The 25,045-nt window shown below is 31.1% G+C and carries 22 protein-coding genes; 21 read left to right on the forward strand and 1 reads right to left on the reverse strand.

The window, feature by feature from the left end:
• Positions 1–11: 11 nt before the first annotated feature.
• Positions 12–1,400 (reverse strand): UDP-N-acetylmuramate--L-alanine ligase, encoded by a 1,389-nt coding sequence (gene murC, locus KVH43_RS05875; RefSeq protein WP_218283904.1) that lies wholly within the window; start codon positions 1,398–1,400, stop codon positions 12–14.
• Between the two features lie 232 nt (positions 1,401–1,632).
• Between murC and purR the strand changes: the two genes are divergently transcribed.
• The 21 genes from purR (at position 1,633) to KVH43_RS05980 (ending at position 24,981) form a co-directional block, all read left to right on the forward strand.
• Positions 1,633–2,448, forward strand: a complete 816-nt coding sequence (purR, locus tag KVH43_RS05880) for a pur operon repressor (RefSeq protein ID WP_218283905.1) — start codon at positions 1,633–1,635, stop codon at positions 2,446–2,448.
• 97 nt (positions 2,449–2,545) lie between these two features.
• Positions 2,546–2,812, forward strand: a complete 267-nt coding sequence (gene spoVG, locus KVH43_RS05885; RefSeq protein ID WP_218283906.1) for a septation regulator SpoVG — start codon at positions 2,546–2,548, stop codon at positions 2,810–2,812.
• A 235-nt stretch (positions 2,813–3,047) separates the two neighbouring features.
• Positions 3,048–4,415: a bifunctional UDP-N-acetylglucosamine diphosphorylase/glucosamine-1-phosphate N-acetyltransferase GlmU gene (glmU, locus tag KVH43_RS05890; RefSeq protein ID WP_218283907.1), complete on the forward strand. Its 1,368-nt coding sequence runs from the start codon at positions 3,048–3,050 to the stop codon at positions 4,413–4,415.
• Between the two features lie 29 nt (positions 4,416–4,444).
• Positions 4,445–5,392 carry a ribose-phosphate diphosphokinase gene (locus KVH43_RS05895; RefSeq protein WP_218283908.1) on the forward strand — a complete coding sequence of 316 codons (948 nt, stop codon included), beginning with the start codon at positions 4,445–4,447 and terminating at the stop codon, positions 5,390–5,392.
• Between the two features lie 86 nt (positions 5,393–5,478).
• Entirely contained in the window at positions 5,479–7,479 is a 2,001-nt protein-coding gene (locus KVH43_RS05900) for a methyl-accepting chemotaxis protein (RefSeq protein ID WP_218283909.1), read from the forward strand.
• 126 nt (positions 7,480–7,605) lie between these two features.
• Positions 7,606–8,163: an aminoacyl-tRNA hydrolase gene (pth, locus tag KVH43_RS05905; RefSeq protein ID WP_218283910.1), complete on the forward strand. Its 558-nt coding sequence runs from the start codon at positions 7,606–7,608 to the stop codon at positions 8,161–8,163.
• A gap of 78 nt (positions 8,164–8,241) precedes the next feature.
• Positions 8,242–11,766: a transcription-repair coupling factor gene (gene mfd, locus KVH43_RS05910; protein WP_218283911.1), complete on the forward strand. Its 3,525-nt coding sequence runs from the start codon at positions 8,242–8,244 to the stop codon at positions 11,764–11,766.
• 51 nt (positions 11,767–11,817) lie between these two features.
• Positions 11,818–12,777 (forward strand): peptidylprolyl isomerase, encoded by a 960-nt coding sequence (locus KVH43_RS13240; RefSeq protein WP_255547842.1) that lies wholly within the window; start codon positions 11,818–11,820, stop codon positions 12,775–12,777.
• Between the two features lie 394 nt (positions 12,778–13,171).
• A complete protein-coding gene (gene spoVT, locus KVH43_RS05920) occupies positions 13,172–13,723 on the forward strand; it encodes a stage V sporulation protein T (RefSeq protein ID WP_218283912.1) in 552 nt (183 codons plus the stop codon).
• 141 nt (positions 13,724–13,864) lie between these two features.
• Positions 13,865–15,481 carry a putative polysaccharide biosynthesis protein gene (locus KVH43_RS05925; RefSeq protein ID WP_218283913.1) on the forward strand — a complete coding sequence of 539 codons (1,617 nt, stop codon included), beginning with the start codon at positions 13,865–13,867 and terminating at the stop codon, positions 15,479–15,481.
• Between the two features lie 31 nt (positions 15,482–15,512).
• The gene (gene yabN, locus KVH43_RS05930) at positions 15,513–17,000 is read left to right on the forward strand and encodes a bifunctional methyltransferase/pyrophosphohydrolase YabN (RefSeq protein WP_218283914.1); all 1,488 of its coding nucleotides are present in this window, start codon (positions 15,513–15,515) and stop codon (positions 16,998–17,000) included.
• Between the two features lie 70 nt (positions 17,001–17,070).
• Positions 17,071–17,349 (forward strand): HU family DNA-binding protein, encoded by a 279-nt coding sequence (locus KVH43_RS05935; protein WP_218283915.1) that lies wholly within the window; start codon positions 17,071–17,073, stop codon positions 17,347–17,349.
• A gap of 54 nt (positions 17,350–17,403) precedes the next feature.
• Positions 17,404–17,646, forward strand: coding sequence for an RNA-binding S4 domain-containing protein (locus tag KVH43_RS05940; protein WP_218283916.1), 243 nt, complete (start codon positions 17,404–17,406; stop codon positions 17,644–17,646).
• Between the two features lie 103 nt (positions 17,647–17,749).
• Entirely contained in the window at positions 17,750–18,040 is a 291-nt protein-coding gene (gene yabP, locus KVH43_RS05945; RefSeq protein WP_218283917.1) for a sporulation protein YabP, read from the forward strand.
• 57 nt (positions 18,041–18,097) lie between these two features.
• Positions 18,098–18,607 carry a spore cortex biosynthesis protein YabQ gene (yabQ, locus tag KVH43_RS05950; RefSeq protein ID WP_218283918.1) on the forward strand — a complete coding sequence of 170 codons (510 nt, stop codon included), beginning with the start codon at positions 18,098–18,100 and terminating at the stop codon, positions 18,605–18,607.
• Positions 18,608–18,672: 65 nt separating this feature from the next.
• The gene (locus KVH43_RS05955; RefSeq protein ID WP_218283919.1) at positions 18,673–18,984 is read left to right on the forward strand and encodes an FtsB family cell division protein; all 312 of its coding nucleotides are present in this window, start codon (positions 18,673–18,675) and stop codon (positions 18,982–18,984) included.
• A gap of 110 nt (positions 18,985–19,094) precedes the next feature.
• A complete protein-coding gene (locus KVH43_RS05960) occupies positions 19,095–19,523 on the forward strand; it encodes a S1 domain-containing RNA-binding protein (RefSeq protein ID WP_218283920.1) in 429 nt (142 codons plus the stop codon).
• 47 nt (positions 19,524–19,570) lie between these two features.
• Complete coding sequence (locus KVH43_RS05965) at positions 19,571–20,485, forward strand: Ppx/GppA phosphatase family protein (protein WP_218283921.1); 915 nt, start codon at positions 19,571–19,573, stop codon at positions 20,483–20,485.
• Positions 20,486–20,790: 305 nt separating this feature from the next.
• Entirely contained in the window at positions 20,791–23,181 is a 2,391-nt protein-coding gene (gene spoIIE, locus KVH43_RS05970) for a stage II sporulation protein E (protein WP_218283922.1), read from the forward strand.
• Positions 23,182–23,299: 118 nt separating this feature from the next.
• A complete protein-coding gene (locus KVH43_RS05975; protein ID WP_218283923.1) occupies positions 23,300–24,031 on the forward strand; it encodes a vWA domain-containing protein in 732 nt (243 codons plus the stop codon).
• Between the two features lie 56 nt (positions 24,032–24,087).
• The gene (locus tag KVH43_RS05980) at positions 24,088–24,981 is read left to right on the forward strand and encodes a protein kinase domain-containing protein (RefSeq protein ID WP_218283924.1); all 894 of its coding nucleotides are present in this window, start codon (positions 24,088–24,090) and stop codon (positions 24,979–24,981) included.
• Positions 24,982–25,045: the final 64 nt, after the last annotated feature.

Below are 25,045 nucleotides of genomic sequence, written 5' to 3' on the forward strand. Positions count from 1 at the left end.
AGGAGGATTCCTTAACCTTTTTTATTTAAAAGCATTTGTCCAACCTTATATATATCCCCTGCACCCATTGTTAATACTAAATCTTTTGGCTGAGCTTTGTCTTTTACATAGGCTACTATTTTTTCAAAATTATCCATGTATATGACATTCTTGTTGTAGGATTTTATTTTTTTTACTAAATCCTTTGAATGAATTTCTCCTGTATCCTTTTCTCTTGCTGCATAAATATCTGCAATAATAATTTTATCTGCTTGATCAAAAGAATTAGCGAAATCATTTAATAGTGCTTTTGTACGAGTATAAGTATGAGGTTGGAATATACACCATAATTTATTATGAGGAACTTTAGCTGCTGCTTTTAAAGTTGCTTTTATTTCTGTAGGATGATGGGCATAATCATCAACGATAGTAATATCACCTAATTTGCCTAATATGTCAAAGCGTCTATGTGTTCCGTGGAAATTTTTTAAGTTTTTGATTATTTTTTCTATAGGCACTCCTAAAGAATGACAGCAAGCAATAGCAGCTAGAGCATTGTTTACATTATGTTTACCAGGGATATTTAATGAAAAACTTCCTAAAAATGAATTTTTATGAAATACATCAAAATCTGCAAAACCATTTTCATTAAAATGGATATTTTCTGTCCAATAATCACAAGATGCGTCAGAACCGTAGGTAATGATTGGACAATCAACACTAGAGAGCACTTTTTCAACGTTTGGATCATCTTTAAAAGCAATCAATAAGCCACTCTTTGGAATAAGTCTTGCAAATGCTGTGAAGGTATCTACGATATGATCTATATCCTTAAAATAATCTAGATGATCTTTATCAATATTAAGTATAATCCCGATACTAGGGAAAAATTTTAAGAAGCTTCCTACATATTCACAAGCTTCTGTAACAAAATATTCACGATTTCCTACTTTAACATTTCCTCCTATTTGGTCTAATTCTCCTCCAATAAGGATTGTAGGATCAAAATCGCTATATTCTAAAATGATAGAAATCATAGAAGTGGTTGTTGTTTTTCCGTGTGTTCCTGAAACAGCAATGCTTTTTTTAAATTTTTTCATCAAAAGTCCTAATATTTCGGCCCTTGAAACAATAGGAATATTTTTTTTCTTTGCTTTTACAAGCTCTGGATTATCACTCTTTATGGCGGCAGTATAAACAACTAAATCACAGGAAGGTAAATTATGTGCATTATGTCCGATATAAATTTTTGCCCCTTTTTTTGAAAGCTTTTCAGTAATACTAGAAGCTTTCATGTCAGATCCAGATACTTCATAGCCAAAGGTAAGGAGTACTTCAGCAATTGCACTCATGCTTATTCCACCAATACCAATAAAATAGATATGATTTACATCATGTTTGTCTAAATCAAAATCAACCATAAAAAATTCTCCTTTAATGAAAATTTAATTTTTACTATTATTACCATATTCATATAAATCTATAGATATTTCTTGAAAATGGAAAGAACAAAATAAAAAATCTAGTGAAATTATACCATAAAATTTTTTTGAGGAAAGAATAAAAGAAAAAATATTGGTTGAATAATTTTATAATACCGAATAAAATTATATACAAATGATAAAAATATTCGGAATAGGGAGCGTAAAGAATATGAAAATAAAGAGAAATGGAAGAATTGGAGCTTTAATTAAGATATTGAATGATAATCCTAACAAAATTTTTACTTTAAATTATTTTACAAATAAATTTAATGCTGCAAAATCAAGCATTAGTGAAGATATTGTCATAGCAAAAAAGTTGATGGAGGATCTAAAGCTAGGAAAGATTGAAACAATCCCAGGTGCTGCAGGGGGAGTGAAATATATTCCCTTAATAAGTAAAGAGGATACAAAAGAGATTTTAGAAGATGTATGTAAAAAGCTTTCAGAGCCAAATAGAATTATTCCAGGTGCATTTCTTTATATGGCAGATATTATTTATAATCCTAATATCGTTCGAAAGCTAGGAGAAATATTTGCTACTCAGTTTTCAGGAAAAAAGATAGATTATGTAGTAACTGTTGAAACAAAAGGGATTCCTATTGCTCTTATGACAGCAAATGCACTTAATGTACCACTGATTATTTTAAGGCGAGATAGTAAAGTTACGGAAGGATCTACTGTAAGCATTAATTATTTATCAGGGACAACTGGAAAAATTCAAACTATGTCTATTTCTAAAAGAGCAATAAACACAGGTGCAAAGGTTATTATTATTGATGATTTTATGAAAGCTGGAGGTACGGCAAAGGGAATGATAGATATGATGAAGGAATTTGAAGCGACTGTAGTTGGAATAGGTGTTATGATTGCGACAAAAGAGCCAGAAGAAAAAGTTATTAAAGATTATGTTCCGTTGCTAATCTTAGACAAGGTAGATGAAAAAAATAAATTGATTAATATTTATGCGAATGAACGGTTAGTATAAAAAATTCTAAATCTTTACAAAATAAAAGAAGGAAATCGGGAAAATTTGGAGAATATGTTATTAACTCGTAAGTTAAGACTGGGAAGGTGGTGATAATATGGAGGTTACTGATGTACGTGTACGTAAAATCAGTGATGAAGGCAAGATGAAAGCTATTGTGTCAGTAACTTTTGATAATGAATTTGTAGTTCATGACATAAAAATTATCGAGGGACAAAATGGATTGTTTATAGCGATGCCGAGCAGAAAGATAGGAGAAGGAGATTTTAGAGATATTGCTCATCCTATTAACTCAGAGACTAGAGCAAAACTTCAAGAACATATATTTAATGAATATGAGAAAGTAAAAAACAAGGAAGAATAAAAATTTATTCATTGAATAAGAAAAAAGGCCCTTTGGAGAGATTGTTTGATCATTCAAAGGGTTTTTCTTTTTTTGTGAATCCTTTTAGTATATAAAAAAAAATGATATACTAAATGACGGATAAGCACAGACTTTTATTATTAATAAAAACAAAAAAATTGTCATAATCAGTAGAAAAAAATTAATTTTATAACCAACAATTTGTAAAAATAATGTATAATAAGGAGTGGTGTAGATGGATAATATATCGGCTGTTATTTTAGCTGCGGGTGCAGGGACAAGAATGAAATCAAAATTACCAAAGGTTTTACATGATGTTTGTGGAAAACCTATGGTAGAACATATAATTGATGCAGCAGAAGAAGTAAATGCTAAAAAAACAATCGTAGTAATCGGTCATAAAGGAGATAAAGTAAAGAAAGCTATTGAGCATCGAGGAGTGGATTTTGCGCTTCAAAAAGAACAATTAGGAACTGGTCATGCAGTGATTAAAGCAGAAGAGTTAATTGAAGATGAAGGAAATGTATTGCTTTTATGTGGAGATACTCCTTTGATAAAGGGAGAGACACTAAAAGCTTTAATAGATTTTCATATAAAAGGAAATTTTCAAGGAACTATTTTAACTGCGGATTTTGAAAATCCTAAAGGATATGGAAGAATTGTTCGGGATGATGAAGGAAATGTAGTAAAGATCGTTGAAGAAAAGGATGCAAATGAACAAGAAAAAAGGATTACAGAAATAAATTCAGGTATGTATTGCTATAATGCAAAATTGTTGAAGGAAGCCCTTAAAAAAATCACAAATGACAACAAGCAGCAGGAGTATTATATTACAGATGTGATTGAAATATTAAGAAAAGAAGGGTATAAAGTAGGTGCATTTAAGGTAGAGGATAATGCAGATATTATGGGTGTTAATTCAAGAGTTCAGCTTGCATGTGCTGAAAAAGTTATGAGAGAAAGAATTTTAACAAAGCATATGGAAGATGGTGTAACTATTATTGACCCTAAAAATACATATATTGAGAAAAATGTAAAGATTGGAATAGATACAGTAATTTATCCAGGAGTTATTTTAAAAGGTGATACAAGTATTGGAGAAGATTGTATTATAGGACACAATACACGTATTGAGAATTCTACTATAAAGGATCAAGTACAAATTCAAAATTCAACTATCATTGATAGCTTTATAGATCAAGGATGTACGATAGGTCCGTATGCTTATTTAAGACCAAATAGCAGATTGGGCAAAAAAGTAAAAATTGGAGATTTTGTAGAAGTTAAAAATTCTAGCATTGATGATGGTTCAAAAGCATCTCATTTAGCTTATGTAGGAGATGCAGAAGTTGGAAAAAATGTAAATATAGGTTGTGGTGTAGTATTTGTCAATTATGATGGTAAAAATAAACATAAAACCATCGTTGAAGATAATGCCTTTGTAGGAAGTAATGTAAACTTAGTTGCTCCTGTTGTAGTAAGAAAGAAAGGATATATAGCAACAGGTTCTACAATTACTAAGGAAGTTCCAGAGGGGGCGCTATCTGTAGCAAGAGAGAAGCAAAAAAATATATCTGGCTGGGTAGAAAGAAAGGGCTTATGAAAAAAAGATTAATTTAGGGAGGATCAAAAATGAATATCAATGGACAAGAGATAAAGGTTTTTGCTGGAAATGCCAGTAAGGATTTGGCTCTTAAGATTTGTGAAAGCTTAGGGATAACTTTAGGAGATGCAGAAGTAGGTTCTTTTAGTGATGGAGAGATTTCTGTAAATATCAATGAAACAGTAAGAGGTGCTGATGTATTTGTTGTACAGTCTACCTGTGCACCTGTAAATAGACACTTGATGGAGCTATTAATCATGATAGATGCATTAAAGCGTGCTTCTGCTGGCAGAATAACAGCAGTTATACCTTATTATGGATATGCTAGACAAGATAGAAAAGCAAAAGCTAGAGATCCAATTACTGCAAAGCTTGTAGCAGATCTTATCACTAGTGCAGGGGCAGATCGTGTGCTTACAATGGATTTACATGCAGCACAAATTCAAGGATATTTTAATATTCCTGTAGATCATCTTTTAGGTGTGCCTATTTTAGCAGAATATTTCAAAAAGCTTAACTTAGAGGATATAGTAGTAGTATCTCCTGATCTTGGAAGTGTTACAAGAGCTAGAAATTTTGCAAATATATTAGATGCACCGATTGCGATTATTGATAAAAGAAGACCAAAGGCAAATGTTTCAGAAGTAATGAATATTATTGGAGATATAGAAGGCAAAAATGTTATTTTAGTAGATGATATGATTGATACAGCAGGAACAATTACAAATGGAGCAAAAGCATTAAAGGATTTTGGTGCTAGGGAAGTGTATGCTTGCTGTACTCATCCTGTTTTATCAGGTCCTGCAATAGAAAGAATAAAAGATTCTGTTATAAAAGAACTTGTAGTATTAGATACTATTCAGCTAGGAAAAGAGAAAAAATTAGATAATATAAAAATTTTATCTGTGGCAGATATTTTAGCAGAAGCTATTAGAAGAATATATGAAAATGAGTCTGTAAGTAAATTGTTTGGATAAAAAAAGTGGAGATTTTCTCCACTTTTTATAACACATAAAAATGTTTGGGCAATGGGCAAATCAACTTTTATAGGAGGAAAATATTCATGAAACGAGGGATTCGATTTAAATTAATCGTTAGTTTCATATTATTAATTACAATACCAATGGCAGCAGTAGGGGTGAATTGCTTTAAAAATTCTGTTCATATTATGAAAAAAGAATTAAAAGCTGGAATGGCTACTACTATGAAGGAAGTAGGAAATATGATTGATTCACATTTAGAGGAATTAGAAGAAAATATCAGCATTTTTTCAACAGATGCTAATGTAGAACAAATATTTAATAATCCTGATTCAGTAAAATGGATGATAGAATACTTTGGAAACTATTGCAAAAATCATACTGATGTACTTAGTGTTTATATTGGTACAAGGGATAAAAAATTATATGCATATCCAGTGATAGTAGACCTTGAGGAAGGATGGGATCCAACAACAAGACCGTGGTACAAGGATGCTGTTAGTAAAAATACTTTTGTCTGGTCAGAACCATATGTAGATGATGATACAGGCAAAAATGTTATTACAATATCTAAACCAGTATATGATTCAAGACATGGAAATGAATTTGTAGGAGTTGTAGCTATTGATATTTCATTAGAACAATTATCAAATGTTGTTGATAATGTAAAGCTAGGAGAAAAAGGATATGCTTTTTTAGCAGATCGTAAAGGAAAAATATTAGCACATCCTAAAAAGGATCTGCTTGGAAAGGAAATTTTAAACAAAGCTATAGCTACAGCAATTAATCAGAAAAGCATTGATACTATAGATTATGTAGAAAATGAAGATGGAATAGAAAAAGAAAAATTTGCAGTAGTTACTACGATAGATAGAGTTGGATGGAAGTTAATTGGAAATATGTATGTAGATGAAATAAATGATCAATATCAAACACTGCTAAAATCTACATTAATCATTGGTGCTTTAGCTCTAATCATAGCAATTGGTATATCTGTTTTTATATCAGGAAATATTACTAAACATTTAAGAGCTTTATCAATGGATATGGAGAAAATAAAAGAAGGAGATTTAACAGTTGAGTGTAAAGTTCAGTCAAAGGATGAAGTAGGAACGCTGGCAGAAAGCTTTCATACTATGAAGGAAGGGCTGCGTACCTTGCTAAATGAAGTAAGCAAAGCTAGTAGTGAAGTAGGTCATTTTGCGGAAACTTTAGCTGCATCTTCCCAAGAATCAAGCGCTTTTTCAGATGAAATAGCAAATGCAGTAGATGAAATAGCAAAGGGAGCATCTCATCAGGCAGGGGAAGCAGAAAATGGATCAAACATGGTAGGTGCTTTGGCAAGCAAATTAGAAAGCTTAGAAAAAGATGCTAAAGATATGCTAGATAGTTCTCAGCTTGTTTTAAAAGCAAATAAAAAAGGAGTAGAAACAGTTAATTTATTAAAGGATAAGACGAAGGTGAATAATGAAGCTATTGAAAAAATTGTAACAGCTGTAACAGAACTTGATACACACTCACAAAATATAGGAAGTATATTAGAAACTATTAGCATTATAGCAGAGCAAACAAATTTATTAGCACTAAATGCAGCTATTGAAGCAGCAAGAGCAGGGGATGCAGGTAAAGGCTTTGCAGTAGTAGCAGAAGAAATAAGAAAATTAGCAGAGCAGTCGAAGCAATCAGTAGAAGAAATTAGAGAAATGACTGTAAATATTCAGGAGCATACACATGCAGCTGTAGATGTCATGAAAGAAGTAAAACTGAGAAATACAGAACAGGTGATGGCTGTAGATGAAGTAAATGTATCTTTTGAAGAGATTGTACAAGGAATAGAAATAATTGGGGATAAAATACAAGTCATTAATGAATATATAAAAAATATGAATGATGATGGGCAAAATATTGTAGCAGCTATAGAGAATATATCAAGTATTTCTCAACAAACAGCAGCTTCTTCAGAACAAGTGAGTGCTTCTATGCAGCAGCAAGCAGCTACTATTGAAGAAATAGCAGGAATTTCAGAAAAACTAAATCAATTAGCTATAAAATTAAACGATCAATTGAATCGGTTTAAGGTATAAAGGGCAGTCGCAAAAGCGACTGCTTTATATATTTTTTTTATGTTGATGTTGTTTATCTATAGATGAATAGTTATATAAATATATGTTATAATAGTTTAGAAATTGCAAAAAGAAAGGATGCATAATATGCTTGTAGTTGTTGGTTTAGGAAATCCAGGAAAACAATATGAAGGAACAAGACATAATGTTGGATTTGATACAATAGATGAGTTAGCAAATAAAAATAATATCAGTATGAATAAGGTAAAATACAAGGCAGTAATAGGAGAAGGATTTATTAAAAATAAAAAGGTTATGCTGGTAAAGCCTCAGACATATATGAATTTAAGTGGAAGAAGTGTAGTTGAAATTGTAAATTTCTACAAACTCCCTATGGATGATTTAATAATTATTTATGATGATATTGATACAGAAGTAGGAAAATTAAGAATAAGGAAAAAAGGGAGCGCAGGAACCCATAATGGCATGAGGTCTATTATTTATGAGATACGATCAGATCAATTTCCGAGAGTAAGAATTGGTATAGGAAAGCCAAAATACGGAAATCTTGCAGAATTTGTATTGGGTAAATTTTCAAAAGAAGAAAGACCTTTTATAGATGAAGCTATAAAGAGAGCGGCAGAATCTATAGAAACCTTAATCAGTGAGGGAATAGATATTGCTATGAATAGATATAATGGTTAATAGGAACGTTGTATATTTATATATGAAGCCCAGTCATAAGGTCTGGGCTTATAGTGGTGCAGTCAATGAAGGGTGTGAATGATTTTGCAGGAAAATATATTGATCCAGGGGATTAGGCATTTAAAAGAATATGAGGAGTTAAAGAATAGTTTCAATAAAGGCTTAAGTCCTACTATGGTGCATGGACTTATGGATTCTCAAATTCCTCATATTGTATTTGCTATGCATGAGGCTTTTCACAAACAATGTTTGATTATTACTTATAGTGAATATCAAGCAAAAAGAATTTATGAAGATTTAAGGTTTTTTATAAAAAATAAAGCTTATCAGTATCCTGCTAAGGAATTGGTATTTTATCATTATGATGCGCATAGCCATCAAAGACTTGAAGTAAGATTAAATACGATGATTAAACTTGTTGAAAAACAAGAATGTATTGTTGTAGCATCTATTGAAAGCTTGCTTCATAAATTAATGCCAAAGGATGATTTTGAGAAAAACTTTTTAAGTATAAGGTATGGTGAGACTATTGATCTAGAAAAAATAATAGCTGATTTTATTTTATTAGGATATGAAAGAGTAGATATGGTTGAAGCTAAGGGTCAGTTTAGTGTCAGAGGAGGAATTATAGACTTTTTCTCTGTTACTTCTGAAAACCCTTATAGAATAGAGCTTTTTGACGATGAAATAGATTCAATTCGGAGCTTTGATATTCATTCGCAGTTATCTTTGGAAAAACAAATGGAGGTTTTTATTACACCCGTTAAAGAAGTTTTGTTAGATGATGATAGGAAGAAAGAAGCTATCAAAAAAATAAGGAATGCTTTTAAACAGCATGAAAAGAAAATAAAAGGAAAAAGCTATAATAGATTGAGTGAAAAGATCAACCGTTTTATTGAAGAGCTTGAGCTACAAAAGCATCCTCAAGGCTTTGAAAATTATTTGAATTATTATTATGAAATACAGGAATTATTTATTGACTATTTGGAAAAAGATGCTCTTATTTTCATAGATGATCCCTCTCGTGTAAAGGAAAGAGCAGAGCATGCATACAAAGAAATTGAAGAAAGCTTTAAAGGTTTATTAGAAAAGGGGGAAGTTCTCCCAGAGCAAATAAAGCTGATTGCAAGCTATGAAGATTTTTTATATGCCATAAAGAAAAAGCATATTTTTGTATTAAACAGTTTACCTAAAAAGGATCCTTATTTTGAACCCAAAAATATAGTAAGCTTTTCTTCTAGAATGGCACAAGCCTTCCACGGGAAAATGGATATATTTTCAAATGAGATAAAAGCATATAAATATAGAGGTTACAAAATAGTTTTATTATGTGGGACAGAAAAAAGAGGAAAAAGATTAGAAGAAAGCTTAAAAGAAAAAGGGATTGAAGCTATTTTTATAAATGATATAAATCATCCTATTCAATCTGGTCAGACTTTTATTCTTCAAGGAAATATTAATAAGGGCTTTGAGTATATTTCTAGTAAATTTTTGGTCATTACAGAAGATGAAATTTTTGGCACAGTAAAAAGGAAGAAAATATCGAAAAAGAGAAAAGATGCTAGACCTATTAAATCCTTTATAGACCTTAATATAGGAGATTATGTTGTTCATGAAAATCATGGAGTTGGAAAATATATAGGAGTAGAGCAATTAAAGGTAGAGGGAGCTAAAAAGGATTATTTGAAGGTGAAATATTCAGGAGAGGATATATTATATGTTCCTATTGAGCAGATGGATATGGTACAAAAATATATCGGAGCTGATGGAGCAAGACCTAGGCTAAATAAGTTAGGGACAACAGAATGGAAAAAGACGAAGGCAAAGGCTAAAGGGGCTATTGTAGATATGGCAAAGGATTTATTAAAGCTAAGTGCCATTCGAAAGGAAAGTAAAGGGTATGCTTTTTCACCAGATACCCCTTGGCAACGTCAGTTTGAGGATAGTTTTCCTTATGAAGAAACTCCTGATCAAATTAAATGCATAAAAGAATTAAAGGCAGATATGGAAAAACCTATCCCAATGGATAGATTGCTTTGTGGAGATGTTGGATATGGTAAGACAGAGGTGGCTATAAGAGGAGCTTTTAAATGTGTTATGGATGGAAAGCAAGTAGCTTTTTTAGTACCTACAACAATTCTTGCACAGCAGCACTACAACACATTGATCAACAGATTTAGTCAGTTTCCTATTACTATAGAAATGCTAAGTAGATTTAAAACAGAAAAAGAACAAGCCCAAATCATAAAGAAAGTAAAGGTAGGAGCTGTAGATATTCTTATAGGAACCCACAGGCTGATATCTAAAGATGTAGTTTTTAAGGATTTAGGACTTTTGATTATTGATGAAGAGCAAAGATTTGGTGTGCAGCATAAGGAAGCATTAAAGCGTATTCGAAAAAATGTAGATGTACTTACTCTAACGGCAACACCTATTCCGAGAACACTTCATATGTCACTCATTGGACTTAGAGATATGAGCATTATAGAAGATCCTCCTGAAGAAAGATATCCAGTACAGACTTATGTGATAGAGTATAATGAAGAGATGATAAGAGATGCTATATTAAGGGAGATGGGAAGAGGAGGTCAAGTTTATTTTGTTTTTAATCGTGTAAGAGGAATTCAGCAGATGGCTACGAAAATAAGGGAGCTTATTCCTGATGCAAGTGTTGCTGTTGGACATGGACAAATGAGTGAAAGACAGCTAGAAAATATTATGCTTGATTTTATGAATGGAGAATACGATATATTAGTTTGTACAACTATCATTGAAACAGGACTTGATATACCTAATGTCAATACAATTATTATATATGATGCAGATAAAATGGGACTTGCACAGCTTTACCAGTTAAGAGGAAGGGTAGGTAGATCTAATCGTTTAGCTTATGCGTATCTTACTTATCAAAAGGACAAGATTCTTACTGAGGTTGCAGAAAAAAGATTAAAGGCTATTAAAGAATTTACTGAGTTTGGATCTGGCTTTAAAATAGCTATGAGAGATCTTGAAATAAGAGGTGCAGGAAATCTTTTAGGAAGTCAGCAGCACGGCCATATGGCTGCTATTGGATATGACTTATACTGTAAACTATTAGAGGATACTGTAAGAGAGCTTAAGGGAGAAGAAATACAAGAAGTTCCTGATACAGCTATAGAAATTAATGTAAATGCTTTCATACCTGAAAAATATATAATGAATGAAAGCCATAAATTAGAAATATATAAAAAAATTGCTTCCATTAAGGATAAGCAGGACGTTTATGATTTAGAAGAAGAAATAGAAGATAGATTTGGAAATATTCCAGAAGCTGTTATGAATTTAATTGCTATTGCATATATTAAGGCGATGGCACAAAGAATGGGGATAGTTACTATATCAGAAACAAAGATGCATGCTAAGTTTGTTTTTGATGAAGCTAGTAGAATAAATCCTTTAATGATTAGTGAGATGATTGGATTTTATGGAAATCGAATAGATGTAAATGTTGGAAATAATCCACACATAAGATTAAAATACTATTTTTATAATAATAGGTTAAAAGAAATCAGTGGATTCTTAGAAAAAATTAGTGGTTTTAATAAAAATGAATTTCAGTTATAATAGATTTTAGGGAAAATATGTATATGATAGGGAGAGGATCTTGTGAAATCCATGAAGACAAAAGCAAAAACTATTTTTGTAATGCTACTAGTTTTTACTCTTGTTTTTGCAGCAGGGTGTGCAAAAAAAGCAGTAAATGAAAAAGATATTGTAGCAAAGGTAGGCGATAAGGTAATTAGTAAGGATGCATATAATAAAGTATTATTCATGCACAAAAAAATTATTGAAAGCAAGCGTGGGGATCAGATTTGGACTGAAGATGTAAATGGTAAGACTTATCTTCAGGCAGTACAAGAAGAGGTTTTAGATAAGATGATTATGGAAGAGGCAATTATTCAGTATATGGAAAAGGAAGAAGAAAAGGTTGATGATAAAGAAGTAGACGAACAATATAAAGCTCTTATGCAGGGTATGAAGGGGCAAGAAGGAGCAGAAAACTTTTTTAAAGAATTAAAAGAAGAGGGAATAGATGAAAGCTTTTGGAAAAGTCAAATAAAAAGAGACCTTTATGTAGGCAAGTTTCAAGAAAAAACTGTCAAAGCTTTAGCTTTGACGGATGAGAAATTAAAAAAATACTATGATGAACATAAAGAAGAGTATAAGGATATACAAGTAAGAGCAAGTCATATATTAGTAGATCAAGAAGAAAAAGCAAAGGAGCTATTAAAGAGAGTAAAGAACGGAGAAGATTTTGCTAAGCTTGCAAAAGAAAATTCTAAATGTTCATCTAGTAAGAAAGGTGGAGATTTGGGGTATTTTGGAAGGGGAAAAATGCTACCAGAGTTTGAGAAAGCAGCTTTTTCTTTAAAAGTAGGAGAAATAAGTGATATTGTAAAGACGGAATATGGTTATCATATTATTAAAGTAACTGATAGAAAAGAAGAAATGATAAAGTTTGAAGATATAAAAGAATACATTAGAGGAGTTATGGTTCAGTCTGCTATAAAGAATAAAATGGATCAAGTAAAAGCTTCCTTTAAAATTGAAAAGTTTTTAGAAAATATTCAATAAATCTGTGCTTAGCACAGATTATTTTTTTAGTAAATGATAACAATAGATGAGTATTATTCTATATGCTGAAAATATTAAATATTTAGTTATATATAGGGATCCAACTTAAAAATGAAATATAAAGAATAGTTCATTCCAGATAACTTTTGAAAAAACAAAACTTCATTTTTTTGTGTTGATGTTGTTTACCTATATTGAAAAAACATGAAAATTATAATATAATGGCAAAAAACGAATAAAGTCGAAAAATGTCGAGAAGAAAAAATGTAATATTTTTATAAAGGGTTGTTTAGAAAATTTTCCAAACATGCATAAAAGAAGTATATTAGTAAAATAATAAATTTACAATAATGATGCAAGATTGATCACACAAAGATACTAGGAGGGAAAATAAGTGAAAGCTACAGGAATAGTTAGAAGAATTGATGATTTAGGTAGAGTTGTAATACCAAAAGAAATAAGACGTACCTTAAGAATTAGAGAAGGAGATCCACTAGAAATATTTACAGATAGAGATGGAGAAGTAATCCTTAAAAAATATTCTCCAATCGGAGAGTTAACTGAATTTGCAACTGAATATGTTGAGTCTTTAAATGATGCTTTAGGACAAGTTGCTATTATTGCTGATAGAGATAATATCATTGCCGTAGCAGGAGCTTCTAAAAAGGAATTTTTAGAAAAAAGGGTAAGCAGATCCTTTGAAAAGGCAATGGAAGGCAAAAAAGCATTAATTATTACAGAAAAAGAAAAAGTCTGCCCATTAACTGCTGATGGATCAGATGAAGAGAAATATATATCCCAAGTTATTGTCCCAATTGTTTCTCAAGGAGATTCTATTGGAGCTGTTGCTCTTTTATCAAAAGAGGAGGATAAGCCATTAGGAGAGTTAGAATTAAAGGTAGCAGAAACAGCTGCGAGCTTTTTAGGAAAACAAATGGAGCAATAAATTTGAGGAATAATACATAAAATATTTGTAGTAGCCTATGGCTACTACTTTTATGTTTTTGGAATAAAATAATACAAATACAGCTTTTTTTGATATAATAGATTTGTTTCACTATGATCATTGAATATTGGAGGAGGATTCATGAGCGGTAAATCATTTTTAAAGGGTGCTGCTATACTTGGAATAGCAGGAATTATTGTAAAAATAATGGGAGCTTTTTTTAGAATTCCCCTTGCAAATATGATCACTAGCGAGGGAATGGGATATTATCAAACATCATATCCTATATATGTTGCTCTTTTAACTATATCAACAGCTGGAATTCCAACAGCTATATCAAAGCTTGTTGCAGAGAAAAATGCAATAGGAGATCGATATGGTGCTCATAGGATATTTAAGGTTTCATTTATATTGCTATTTGCACTAGGGCTTATTACATCTTCTATTTTATTTTTTGGGGCAGGAAGTATTGTTAAGTTTATGAAGAATGAAGGAGCTCGTTATTCTATGATGGCTATTGCTCCAGCATTATTATTTGTACCTATTATGGCTGCTTTTCGTGGATATTTTCAAGGACTTCAAGATATGGTACCAACAGCTATTTCTCAGATTATTGAACAATTTGGAAGAACTGTTGTAGGATTTTTACTTGCATATTTTCTTTTAAATAAGTTTAATAAGGGATTAGAGCTTGCAGCAGCAGGAGCATCCTTTGGAGCAGCAGCAGGAGCTATTACAGGAGCTTTGATGATTATTTTTATTTATTTTAAAAGAAGAGATAAAATTTTACATAAAATTAAAGGAGGCGCTCGTTTAAAGCAAGAGCCTGCTGGTAAAATTCTTTCTCAAATACTTGCGATTGCTATTCCTATTACTATTGGAGCTTCTATCCTACCAATAATGAATACGATTGATGCAACTATTGTGATGAGAAGACTTCAAGCTATAGGGTATTCGCCTGATATGGCAAATGATTTGTATGGACAGTTAACTGGTATGGCAGCACCTCTTGTGAATTTGCCTCAAATTATTACAGTAAGCTTAGCAGTAAGCTTGGTACCTGCTATTTCTGAAGCTAAGCAAAGAAGAAATATGACTCTTGTAAGAAATAATATTCAAATGGGTACGAGGGTGGCACTACTTATTGGACTTCCAGCAGCTATTGGGCTAGTAACATTATCAAAGCCTATTATGCTGCTACTTTATCCATTAATACCAGAAAGTGCTGCTAGCGCTGCAGAGTCATTGTCAATTCTTGGATTCGGGGTAATTTTTTTAACATTGGTTCAAACCTTTACAGGAATACTACAAGGGTTAGGAAGACCTACTGTTCCTGTAATAAATTTGTTTATAGGATCGATTTTCAAAGTATTAGCTACTTATTTTTTAACAGCAATACCTTCATTAAATGTAAAGGGAGCTGCTATTGGTACAGTTATGGCTTATATGGTTGCGGCTATTTTAAACTTTTTTGCAGTAAAAAGGCTTACAAGAACAAAGTTCAGCTTGGCTAATTTTGTGATAAAGCCGATTATTGCTGTTGCTGCTATGAGTGTATCTGTTTTATTTGTATATAGATGGTTTGTAGATGTATTTGGGAATAAGCTAACAACATTAGCTGCAATAGGTATTGGTGCTGTTATTTATGGCTTGATGCTTCTTACAACAGGAGGGATTACAAAGAAAGATTTTGAAATGCTTCCTGGAGGAAGAAAGATCAGCAAAATACTGAGTATGATAGGACTTTTAAGGAAATAATAGTTTATAAAGATAGATTGAGGGTGAAGGGATGAAAAAACTTACGATTATAGGGTTAGGACCAGGGAGCAAAGAGTATTTAACCATTGGTGCTATGGAAAAAATGAAAAGTAGCAGTATGATCTATCTAAGAACTTCTATGCATCCTGTAGTAGATTATTTAAAGCTTCAGGGAATTGTTTATGAAAGCTTTGATGATGTTTATGAGAGTCAAAAAAGCTTTGATGATGTTTATGAAACTATCGTAGGAAGAATAATAGATTTATTAAAGGAAAAGGATGTAGTTTATGGTGTTCCCGGTAGTCCTTTTGTAGCAGAGGTTACTGTACAATTACTGCTTGAAAGAGCAGAAAAATTAGGCTTTACTATAGAATTTATTCCTTCTGTTAGCTTTGTTGAAGCGATATTACATGCTTTAAGAAAAGATCCTATTAAGGGATTAAAGATAATAGATGGATTAGCACTTGAGCATCAGTCTCCTGATGTTCAAACAGATGTAATCGTGACTCAGGTATATAATAAATTTGTCGCATCTGAGATAAAATTAAAATTGATGGAATACTATAAAGATGAACATCCTATTGTAGTTATAAGAGCAGCAGGAATACCAGATGAAGAAAAGATAGAAAATATAATGCTATATGAATTAGATCGTATAGAATGGTTAGACTATTTGACAAGTATATATATTCCTAAGATTGGTGATAATACATTAAAAGTATATACGATGAAGGATCTCTTAAAAATAATGAAAAAATTAAGGGGAAAAGATGGATGTCCGTGGGATAAAGAACAAACCCATGCTAGCTTAAAGCCTTATGTGATAGAAGAAGCATATGAAGTTTTAGAGGCTTTAGATAAGCAGGATATGGTTCTTTTGCAAGAGGAATTAGGAGATTTGCTACTTCAAGTTGTTTTTCATTCACAGATCGCTTCTGAGTTTGGAGATTTTGATATTTCAGATGTGATAACAGGAATATGCAGGAAATTGATCGACAGACATCCTCATGTATTTGCAGAACTACATGTAGATTCTACATCAGGTGTAATAAAAAATTGGGAGGAGATCAAGAGGAAAGAAAAAAATGAAAAGACGTATACAGAGAGTTTAAAAAGGATTCCAAAAGCTCTTCCAGCGCTTATGAAAAGCTATAAGGTTCAAGAAAAGGCAGCAAAGGTTGGATTTGACTGGGATGATGTAGGAGATGCTATAAAGAAAGTAAGAGAAGAGCTAGAGGAGTTACTAGAAGTATATAATACAGATAAATATGATCAAATAACAGAAGAAGTAGGAGATTTAATTTTTGCTGTTGTAAATGTGGCTAGATTTTTAAAGGTAGATCCAGAAATGGCATTAAATAAAACTATTCAAAAATTTATAGATAGATTTGAATTTATTGAAATGACAGCACAAAATGATGGAAGAAAATTGGAAGAAATGTCATTAAATGAGATGGACGAGCTATGGAATCTAGCAAAAATACATAAAAATAAAAAAAAAGATAAAAAATATTACTAATAAAGAAGGATTTTTCAATAAAAGATAGAATATGCTAATACGTATTCTAAATATCAAGGAGGTAATGATTGTGAATAAAGCTGAATTAGTTGCTAGTATGGCAGAAAAATCAGGACTAACAAAAAAGGATGCAGAGGCTGCATTAAATGCATTCATTAAAAGTGTAGAAGAAGCTCTTGTAAATAATGATAAAGTTCAGTTAGTTGGATTTGGAACTTTTGATGTAAGAGAAAGAAAGGCAAGACAAGGTAGAAATCCAAGAAATCCTGAACAAATTATTGATATTCCCGCTTCAAAAGCACCTGTATTTAAAGCAGGTAAAGCATTAAAGGAAATGGTAAATGCTTAATAAAGAAAGAAAAAGCAGCTAGTCTGCTTTTTTATTTTTAGGAGAGAAGTGACAATGCGTTTAGATAAGTTTTTAAAAAATAGTAGATTAATAAAAAGAAGAACTGTAGCAAAGCAAGCTTGTGATCAGGGGCGTGTGAGTATCAATGAAAAAGTGGCTAAGGCTTCTAGTGAAGTTGAAGTGGGAGATATTATAACCATTGTATTTGGTACTAGAACAACAAAGGTAGAAGTATTAGCGCTTTCTGATCATGCTACAAAGGATGCAGCAAAAGAAATGTATCAAGTGGTAGAATAGTACCCTATAAGGGTGCTATTTTTTATGCTTAAAATAGGAATAAACAAATATATACAAGCATATGTTTAAAGTAGGATATTAGAGGAAAAGAGGGATAATGTCAATGGAAGAAAGAAAAGTTTCTAAAAACAGGAGCCAGAATATTATTCTTGAAAATAGGGAAAAGCTTAGTGTATCAGGGGTAGAGCATGTGACAAGCTTTGATGAAAATACAATTATTTTAGAGACTGTTAAGGGAATTTTAACAATAAAGGGAAATGGGTTGGATATCAATAAATTAAATTTAGATGATGGGAATGTTGTGGTGGAAGGAACTGTTGATGCAATGATGTATAGTGATCGTGATAGTATGGGGAATAAGGGGATAGGTTTTTTAGGAAAAATGTTCAAATAACCGCAGGGCGGTTATTTTTTTGTGGATTAGACAAGTATTATGAATTGAGGTGGATATATGATCACTTATGTATCTGAGCAGATATATGTTTTTTTAACTACTTTATATGGAGGGATTATTATTGGATTTATTTATGATTTGTATAGAATTCTCCGATGTATATTTAAACCTAAAAAAATTGCAACAATAATAGAGGATCTGATTTTTTGGATTGTTATTGCTATTATAGCTGTTCACGTATTATTATTTAGTAATGATGGGCAGTTAAGGTTTTATGTTTTTTTAGGATTTTTAATAGGAGCTATTCTTTATAATAGGATTTTAAGTAGATTTGTAATCAGAGGTATATTAATTTTGCTCAATAAGCTTAAAAGCTTATTGATGAAGCTTTTAAGGATAATTTTGTTTCCTATAAAAATAATAAAAAAATTTTTTGTAATGTTATTCTGTCCATTAAAGAAGAAATTTTCTCCTTTATATCTTAGAATGAAAAGATTATTTTTGATGGTTAAAATATGGTATCGGGATATGGTAAAATATACTAAATTTATGCGAAACAAAAAATAGAAGGAATTTTTATATTTTTATAGAAGTATGAAGGTAAACTAAGATCAATATGAGGTATAGGGACGATGGGAAAATATAAAAAAAATACGGTAAAAAAGAAAAAAGGATTTTTTCATATAGCTTTATTGATCTTTGGACTTTACATATCTTGGATATTTATAAAGCAGCAGATAGAATTAAAAGAATTAAAGCAGCAAGAGGAAGAGCTTAATAAAAAAATTATAGAGCTTAAAAAGGAAACAGCACGTTTAGAAGAAGAAAAGCAATTAGGAGATGATCCAAAGTTTATTGAAAAAGTGGCAAGAGAGAGGCTTAAAATGGTAAAACCAAATGAAATTATTTATATAGATATTAATAAAGCTAAATATAATAAATAAAAATTATAAAGATAGAAGGGAGCGTATTGACAGGTTTATAAATATAATTTATAATGAGTGCAAATAATATATTGTAATTATTTAATTTTAAAAGGAGGAAGATTAAATTTATGCCCGTTGAAGTTGGAAAAGTTGTAGAGGGCACTGTAACTGGCATTACAAATTTTGGTGCTTTTGTTCAACTGCCAGAAGGAAAAACAGGTTTATGCCACATATCAGAAGTAGCAGATGATTATGTAAAAGATATTAGTACGTATCTTAAGGAACAACAAAAGGTAAAGGTAAAGGTTATCGCTATTGATCCAAAAGGAAAAATTAGTCTTTCTATTAGAAAAGCACAACCAAAACCTCCTAAAAAAACTAATCCTAAACCAGCAGCGTTTGATTGGAAGCAAAGGGAGAAGGATAGACAGATGTCTTTTGAAGATAAATTGTTAAAATTCTTTAAGGACAGTGAAGAAAAACAACAGCAGGTAAGAAAACATATGAAAGACAGTAGAAGAGGAAATGGATTCAATAGAAAAGGAGTTGCTAGATAATAAGAACCGAGACAATGTCTCGGTTTTATATATTGGAGGAATATTTTATGCTTAAATTGGGAGCTATTGATATTGGAACAAATTCTATGCGGATGATTATTGCCAAAATAGAAAAAGGGAGAATAGTTGAAAGCATTAAAATTTTAAAACCAACAAGAATGGGTGAAAAGGTTGATCAAACGAGCAGGTTATCAAAGGATGCAATAGATAGAAATATTAAGGCTTTAAATGAATTCGTAAATATTGCTTGTAAAGAAGGAGTAAATAAACTACCTATTATTGCAACAAGTGCAGTAAGAGATGCAAAAAATAAGGAAATATTCATAAAAAGAGCAGAAGAAGAGGTTGGTGTAAAGGTTGATGTCATCACTGGAGAAAGAGAAGCAGCATTAGGATTTATGGGAGTTTTGAAGGGAATTAATAAAGATGATGAAAATATTTTAGTAATAGATATTGGTGGAGGCAGTACAGAATTTATTTTTGGCAATAAAGAAGGGATCAAATTTCTTTGCAGTTTAGATATGGGTGCTGTAAGAATGACAGAAAAATTTGTAACTACTGATCCCGTTTCTAAAAAAGAAGTAGAGGATATACAAAAGGCAATTGCTGATTGTATGGAATCTATGATTGATTCTTTAGGAAAATTTCAAATCGATAAAATAATAGGTATAGGAGGAACTGCTACGACATTAGCTGCGATTTCAAAGAAGATGAAGGTTTATGATAAAGCTATGATTCATAATACAAAGCTTTGTCATGAAAAAGTGAAAGCGATTCTTTCTGATTTTTTATCTAAAACTTTAGAGAATAGAAAAAAATTAGATGGACTTGAGGAGAAAAGAGCAGATATTATTACAGCAGGAACTATTATTTTAGATAAAATATTAACAATGCTGAATGTAGATGATATCACGATTAGTGAATATGATAATTTAGAAGGGCTGATTTTTGAACAATTATAGTAAAAGTATAGCAACTCGGCAAATGAGTTGCTTTTTAAATTTATATTTTATGCTTTTTTAAAAAAAATATACTAATTTTTTATCGATAAAGTATCACTCTTATCAACAAAGTTTAACAGTAAAAGTATTTGCAGTTTGGTCATATAGATAAGATAGCTGGACAATATAGACTATATTTATGATAATTTGTAAAAATGCATCGTGAGCTGTCTTAAATTTCTTTATAGGAAAGCAGGTAACTTGACAAATCTTTTATTCACCCATTGATATAATTTTCTTAACAATATGAAATGGGTGGTGTAAAAATGGCAGATAAAATAAATGTTATACCTTATCAAAGAGTATATAGTGGACAAGCTCATACATATATGGGAGAAAGGAAAAAAACAGGAATTTTCCATTTGTCTAAAAATATGTTTATGCTTGTGCTAGTAGGATTTTTATTGGGAAGGGCAAATATTTTAGATGGGCTTGCACCCTTTGGGATTGCATTTTACATATCTTTACTAACAAAAGATAAAAAGTATTCATATATAGGATTATTTGTATTGTTAGGAATGTTTACAACTCATATAAATACAGCAAAATATATTATTGCTTTAGCATTATCATTTATTGTATTTTTGGTTATAAGGGATAAAGTAAGAGCTAAAACCTTTATGACAGCAATTGCAGCAAGCTTTGTTATGTTTCTAGCAGGACTTATCTATATGCTTGCTACAGAAATATATATATATGATTTAGTTATGGAAGGCTTTGAGTCGGTTGTTGTTTTTGTATTTGTTTACATACTATCTTATGCAGTGCCAATAATTATACAAAGAAGAAACAGGAAGGTATTATCAAATGAAGAATTGATTTGCATAGCTATATTATCAGCTGTTGTTGTATCAGGGTTAGCTAATATTGTGATAGGAAATTTTAGAATAAAGAATATATTTGGTATTTTATTAACATTAATATTTGCTTATAATGGAGGGGCTAGTATTGGAGCAAGTGTAGGAATAACGATAGGTATTATTACAAGCATGTCAAGTATCGAAACGCCAATGGTTATTAGCATATATGGATTTTCAGGATTGCTTGCTGGTATATTTAAAGATTTGGGTAAAAAAGGTTCTGCTATAGGGATTATTTTAGGGAATGCCATACTTACTTTTTACATAAATGGGTCTACAGAGGTATTAATACAGTTTGAAGAAATCATAGCTAGTTGTATGCTTTTTATTATTATGCCAAGAGCTATGATGCAATATATGGAGAAATTTGCAAATGCTAATAATTATAAAATAGATAAGACACGCAGTGAAAGAATTAAGGAAATGATATATCTTAGATTAAAGGAGTATTCAAATGCATTTTCAGAGTTAGCTACAACTTATGGAAATATTGCGGAGAAAGAAAAGCTTATTGATCAAAATGATATGGCAAATATGGTAGATGAAGTAGCAGAAAAGATATGTAAACATTGTGGTATGTGCAGAAGCTGTTGGCATAATAATTTTTATAGTACTTACAATGATATTGTGAATGTGATTTCTTATTTGGAGTCTTATGGGAAGATAAAATCAGAAAAAATTCCTCAAGTACTGAAAAAGAGATGTATTAAGCTAGATTCTTTAATAGATGCTATAATGGGTCGTTTTGAAGTTCACAAGGTTCATTATGAATGGCAGAGAAGACTATTTGAAAGTAGACAACTGGTAGCTGAACAATTTGAAGGTGTAGCACATATCATTGATGATTTGTCTAAAGAAATAAATATGAAAATAGATTTTAGAACAGAAGTTGAAGATGCTTTATATGTAGCCTTTGATAAGGAAGGAATACCTATTGACAAAATTACTGTGCTAGAGAAGGAAGATGAAAAATTCGAGATTGCAATAGAAAAAAGAGCTTGTTTTGATAGAAAGCAATGTGATGAAAGGATAGCCCCTATAGTTTCTAAAGTAATAGGAAGAGATGTTGTACGAAAACCAAAGCTTTGTAAAGCTGATGCAAAAACAGGAAATTGTTCCTTTACATTGACTGAAGCAGAAAAGTATAGAATAGCAACAGGCGTTGCTAGAGTATCAAAGGATGATATTTGTGGAGATAGCTATTCTTTTATTGATCTACCTGATGGTAAGTATATGATGGCTTTAAGTGATGGAATGGGATCAGGAGAAAGAGCAGCAAAGGAAAGTCAAGCGAGTATATCTGTATTAGAACAGTTGATGGAAGCAGGCTTTGAAAAGGATGTTGCTATAAAAACTATTAATTCTATACTTGTTTTAAAATCCTCTGAAGAGACATTTTCAACAATGGATTTATCTATGGTAGATTTATATACAGGTAAAGTAGAATTTGTAAAGATAGGAGCAGCCTCTAGCTTTATAAAAAGAGCAAATGGAGATGTAGAGGTAATTAGGTCCACATCTTTGCCAATAGGGATTCTTAATAATGTAGATATTGAAAGCTTTGGACAAAGGTTAAATAATGGGGATTTTGTTGTTATGATGTCGGATGGTGTATTAGATGCAGATTCAGATGTAGATGAAAAAGAGCAATGGATTATATCTGCTCTAAAAAAAATAAAAAGCAAGAATCCTCAACGTATTGCAGATGATCTTTTAGATATGGCTATAAAAAAATATGGAAATAAGATAAAAGACGATATGACAGTGATGATTTCGAAGGTATGGGAGGTAAGATAAGAGCCGTAGTGGCTCTTTTTTTAGTTCTTTTCTTTTGATAAATATTAATTTGAATTGTATATAAAAAGCTATATTCGCCAATAATCTAGAAAAAAGTATAGTAAAGGGGAGGATTTGAATGGAGATTAATCAGATAATTTTGGTTACAGATGGAAAATCAAATATCGGAGGAAATCCTGTAACAGCAGCAATGGAGGCAAAAAAAGAAAATATTGTTGTGAATGCTATTGGGATTATGGATAATGGTAGTTGTGATGAAGATGCTTTATGTGAAGTAGAAAAAATTGCACAGGCTGGCGGTGGAGTATGGGAAAATACGATGATTAAAAATTTAGGAAAGACTATGCATGTTCTCACACAAAAAACAGTTAATAAAACTATTGAAACTATTGTAGGAAAACAGTTAAAAAAAATAGTAGGAGCAGACCTTTTTGATATTCCTCCTAAGGTAAGAAGCAAGGTGATCGATTATATGGACCAGCTTGAGGAAGAAGTAGCTATAAAGTGCTGTATTTTAATGGATTGCAGTGCAAGTATGAAAAATAAGATGAGTACAGCAAGGCAAAGCATTATAGAGTTAATGAATTCTTTGAATGGAAGAAAAGGTAAGAGTGAAGTGGCAGTGATTGCTTATCCTGGAGAAAATGGAGAATGTACAGCTTTAATTAGTGATTTTACACAAGATATACAAGCTTTGAAGGATAGGATATTTGCATTAAAGGCTGGTGGTACTACTCCTACAGCAGCAGCTATTAATAAAGCTGTTTTGCTGATAAAAGGTGAGCAAGATGAAAATTTAGAAGATATTATTTTAAATAGTGAACCATTGTTAAAAGAAAGTATGGTATAAAAACGACTAGCAATAGTCGTTTTTTCATATGAAAAGGCGATTAGGAGGTAAAAGAGATGGCGGATATAAAATTATATCCAGGATTTTTAGTGAAGGGAAAGTGGAATAATAATCAATATAAAATCATACAGTTGATAGGAGCAGGAGGGATTGGACAAGTTTATAAGGTTGAAGATGAAAAGAAAAAAATTTGGGCATTAAAAATAAGCAGACAGATGCAGAGCATTACTAAGGAGTATGAGATGTTAAAAAGATTCTCTCATATAGATCTTGTTCCTAAAGTGAATGAAATAGATGATTTTTGCTGTGGAAATAATCAATTATACTATATTGTTATGGAATATATAGATGGAAAGAATTTGAAAGAATATATAAAAATAAAACCTATGAATATAAAAGCTATTATAGGTCTTACTCTACTTATTGGGAAAGCTTTTTTAATTCTTCATAAAAATAATTTTGTTTTTGGAGATTTAAAATTAGAAAATTTAATGATTGATGCAAAAAATAATGTAATAAGAATTATTGATTTAGGCGGGGTAACTCATATAGGATCTTCAGTGAAGGAATTTACTCCTTTATATGATAGAGCTAGTTGGAATATGGGGCTGAGGCGAGCTGATGAAAAATATGATTTGTTTAGTTTGAGTATGTTTTGTATTATTCTTTTGTTACGAAAAAATTTTACTCCAGGAAAAATATCTGTGGATAAATTGATAAAAAAATTAAAAGATATGCACATATCCAAAAAATTAGTTAATATTCTCCACAAGGGGATAAGGCAAGATAATATATCTTTTGAAGTATTTTTAAAAAGCTTAGAGGACATATATATAAATGGTATTGATAAAGAAGGAAATATTGTATGGGATAAACAGAATTTTGCAGTGAATGTTTTATTGGTGAGCAGTATACTACTATTTATAGGGATAATGTATGAATATTTATAAAAAAGTATTTTGTTTTAGGAGGGTTTTACAGGGAACATATAGAAATATAAGAAAGTCCTTTTTA

It is taken from the genome of Crassaminicella indica, from assembly GCF_019203185.1.
In the GTDB taxonomy this organism is placed as follows: domain Bacteria; phylum Bacillota; class Clostridia; order Peptostreptococcales; family Thermotaleaceae; genus Crassaminicella; species Crassaminicella indica.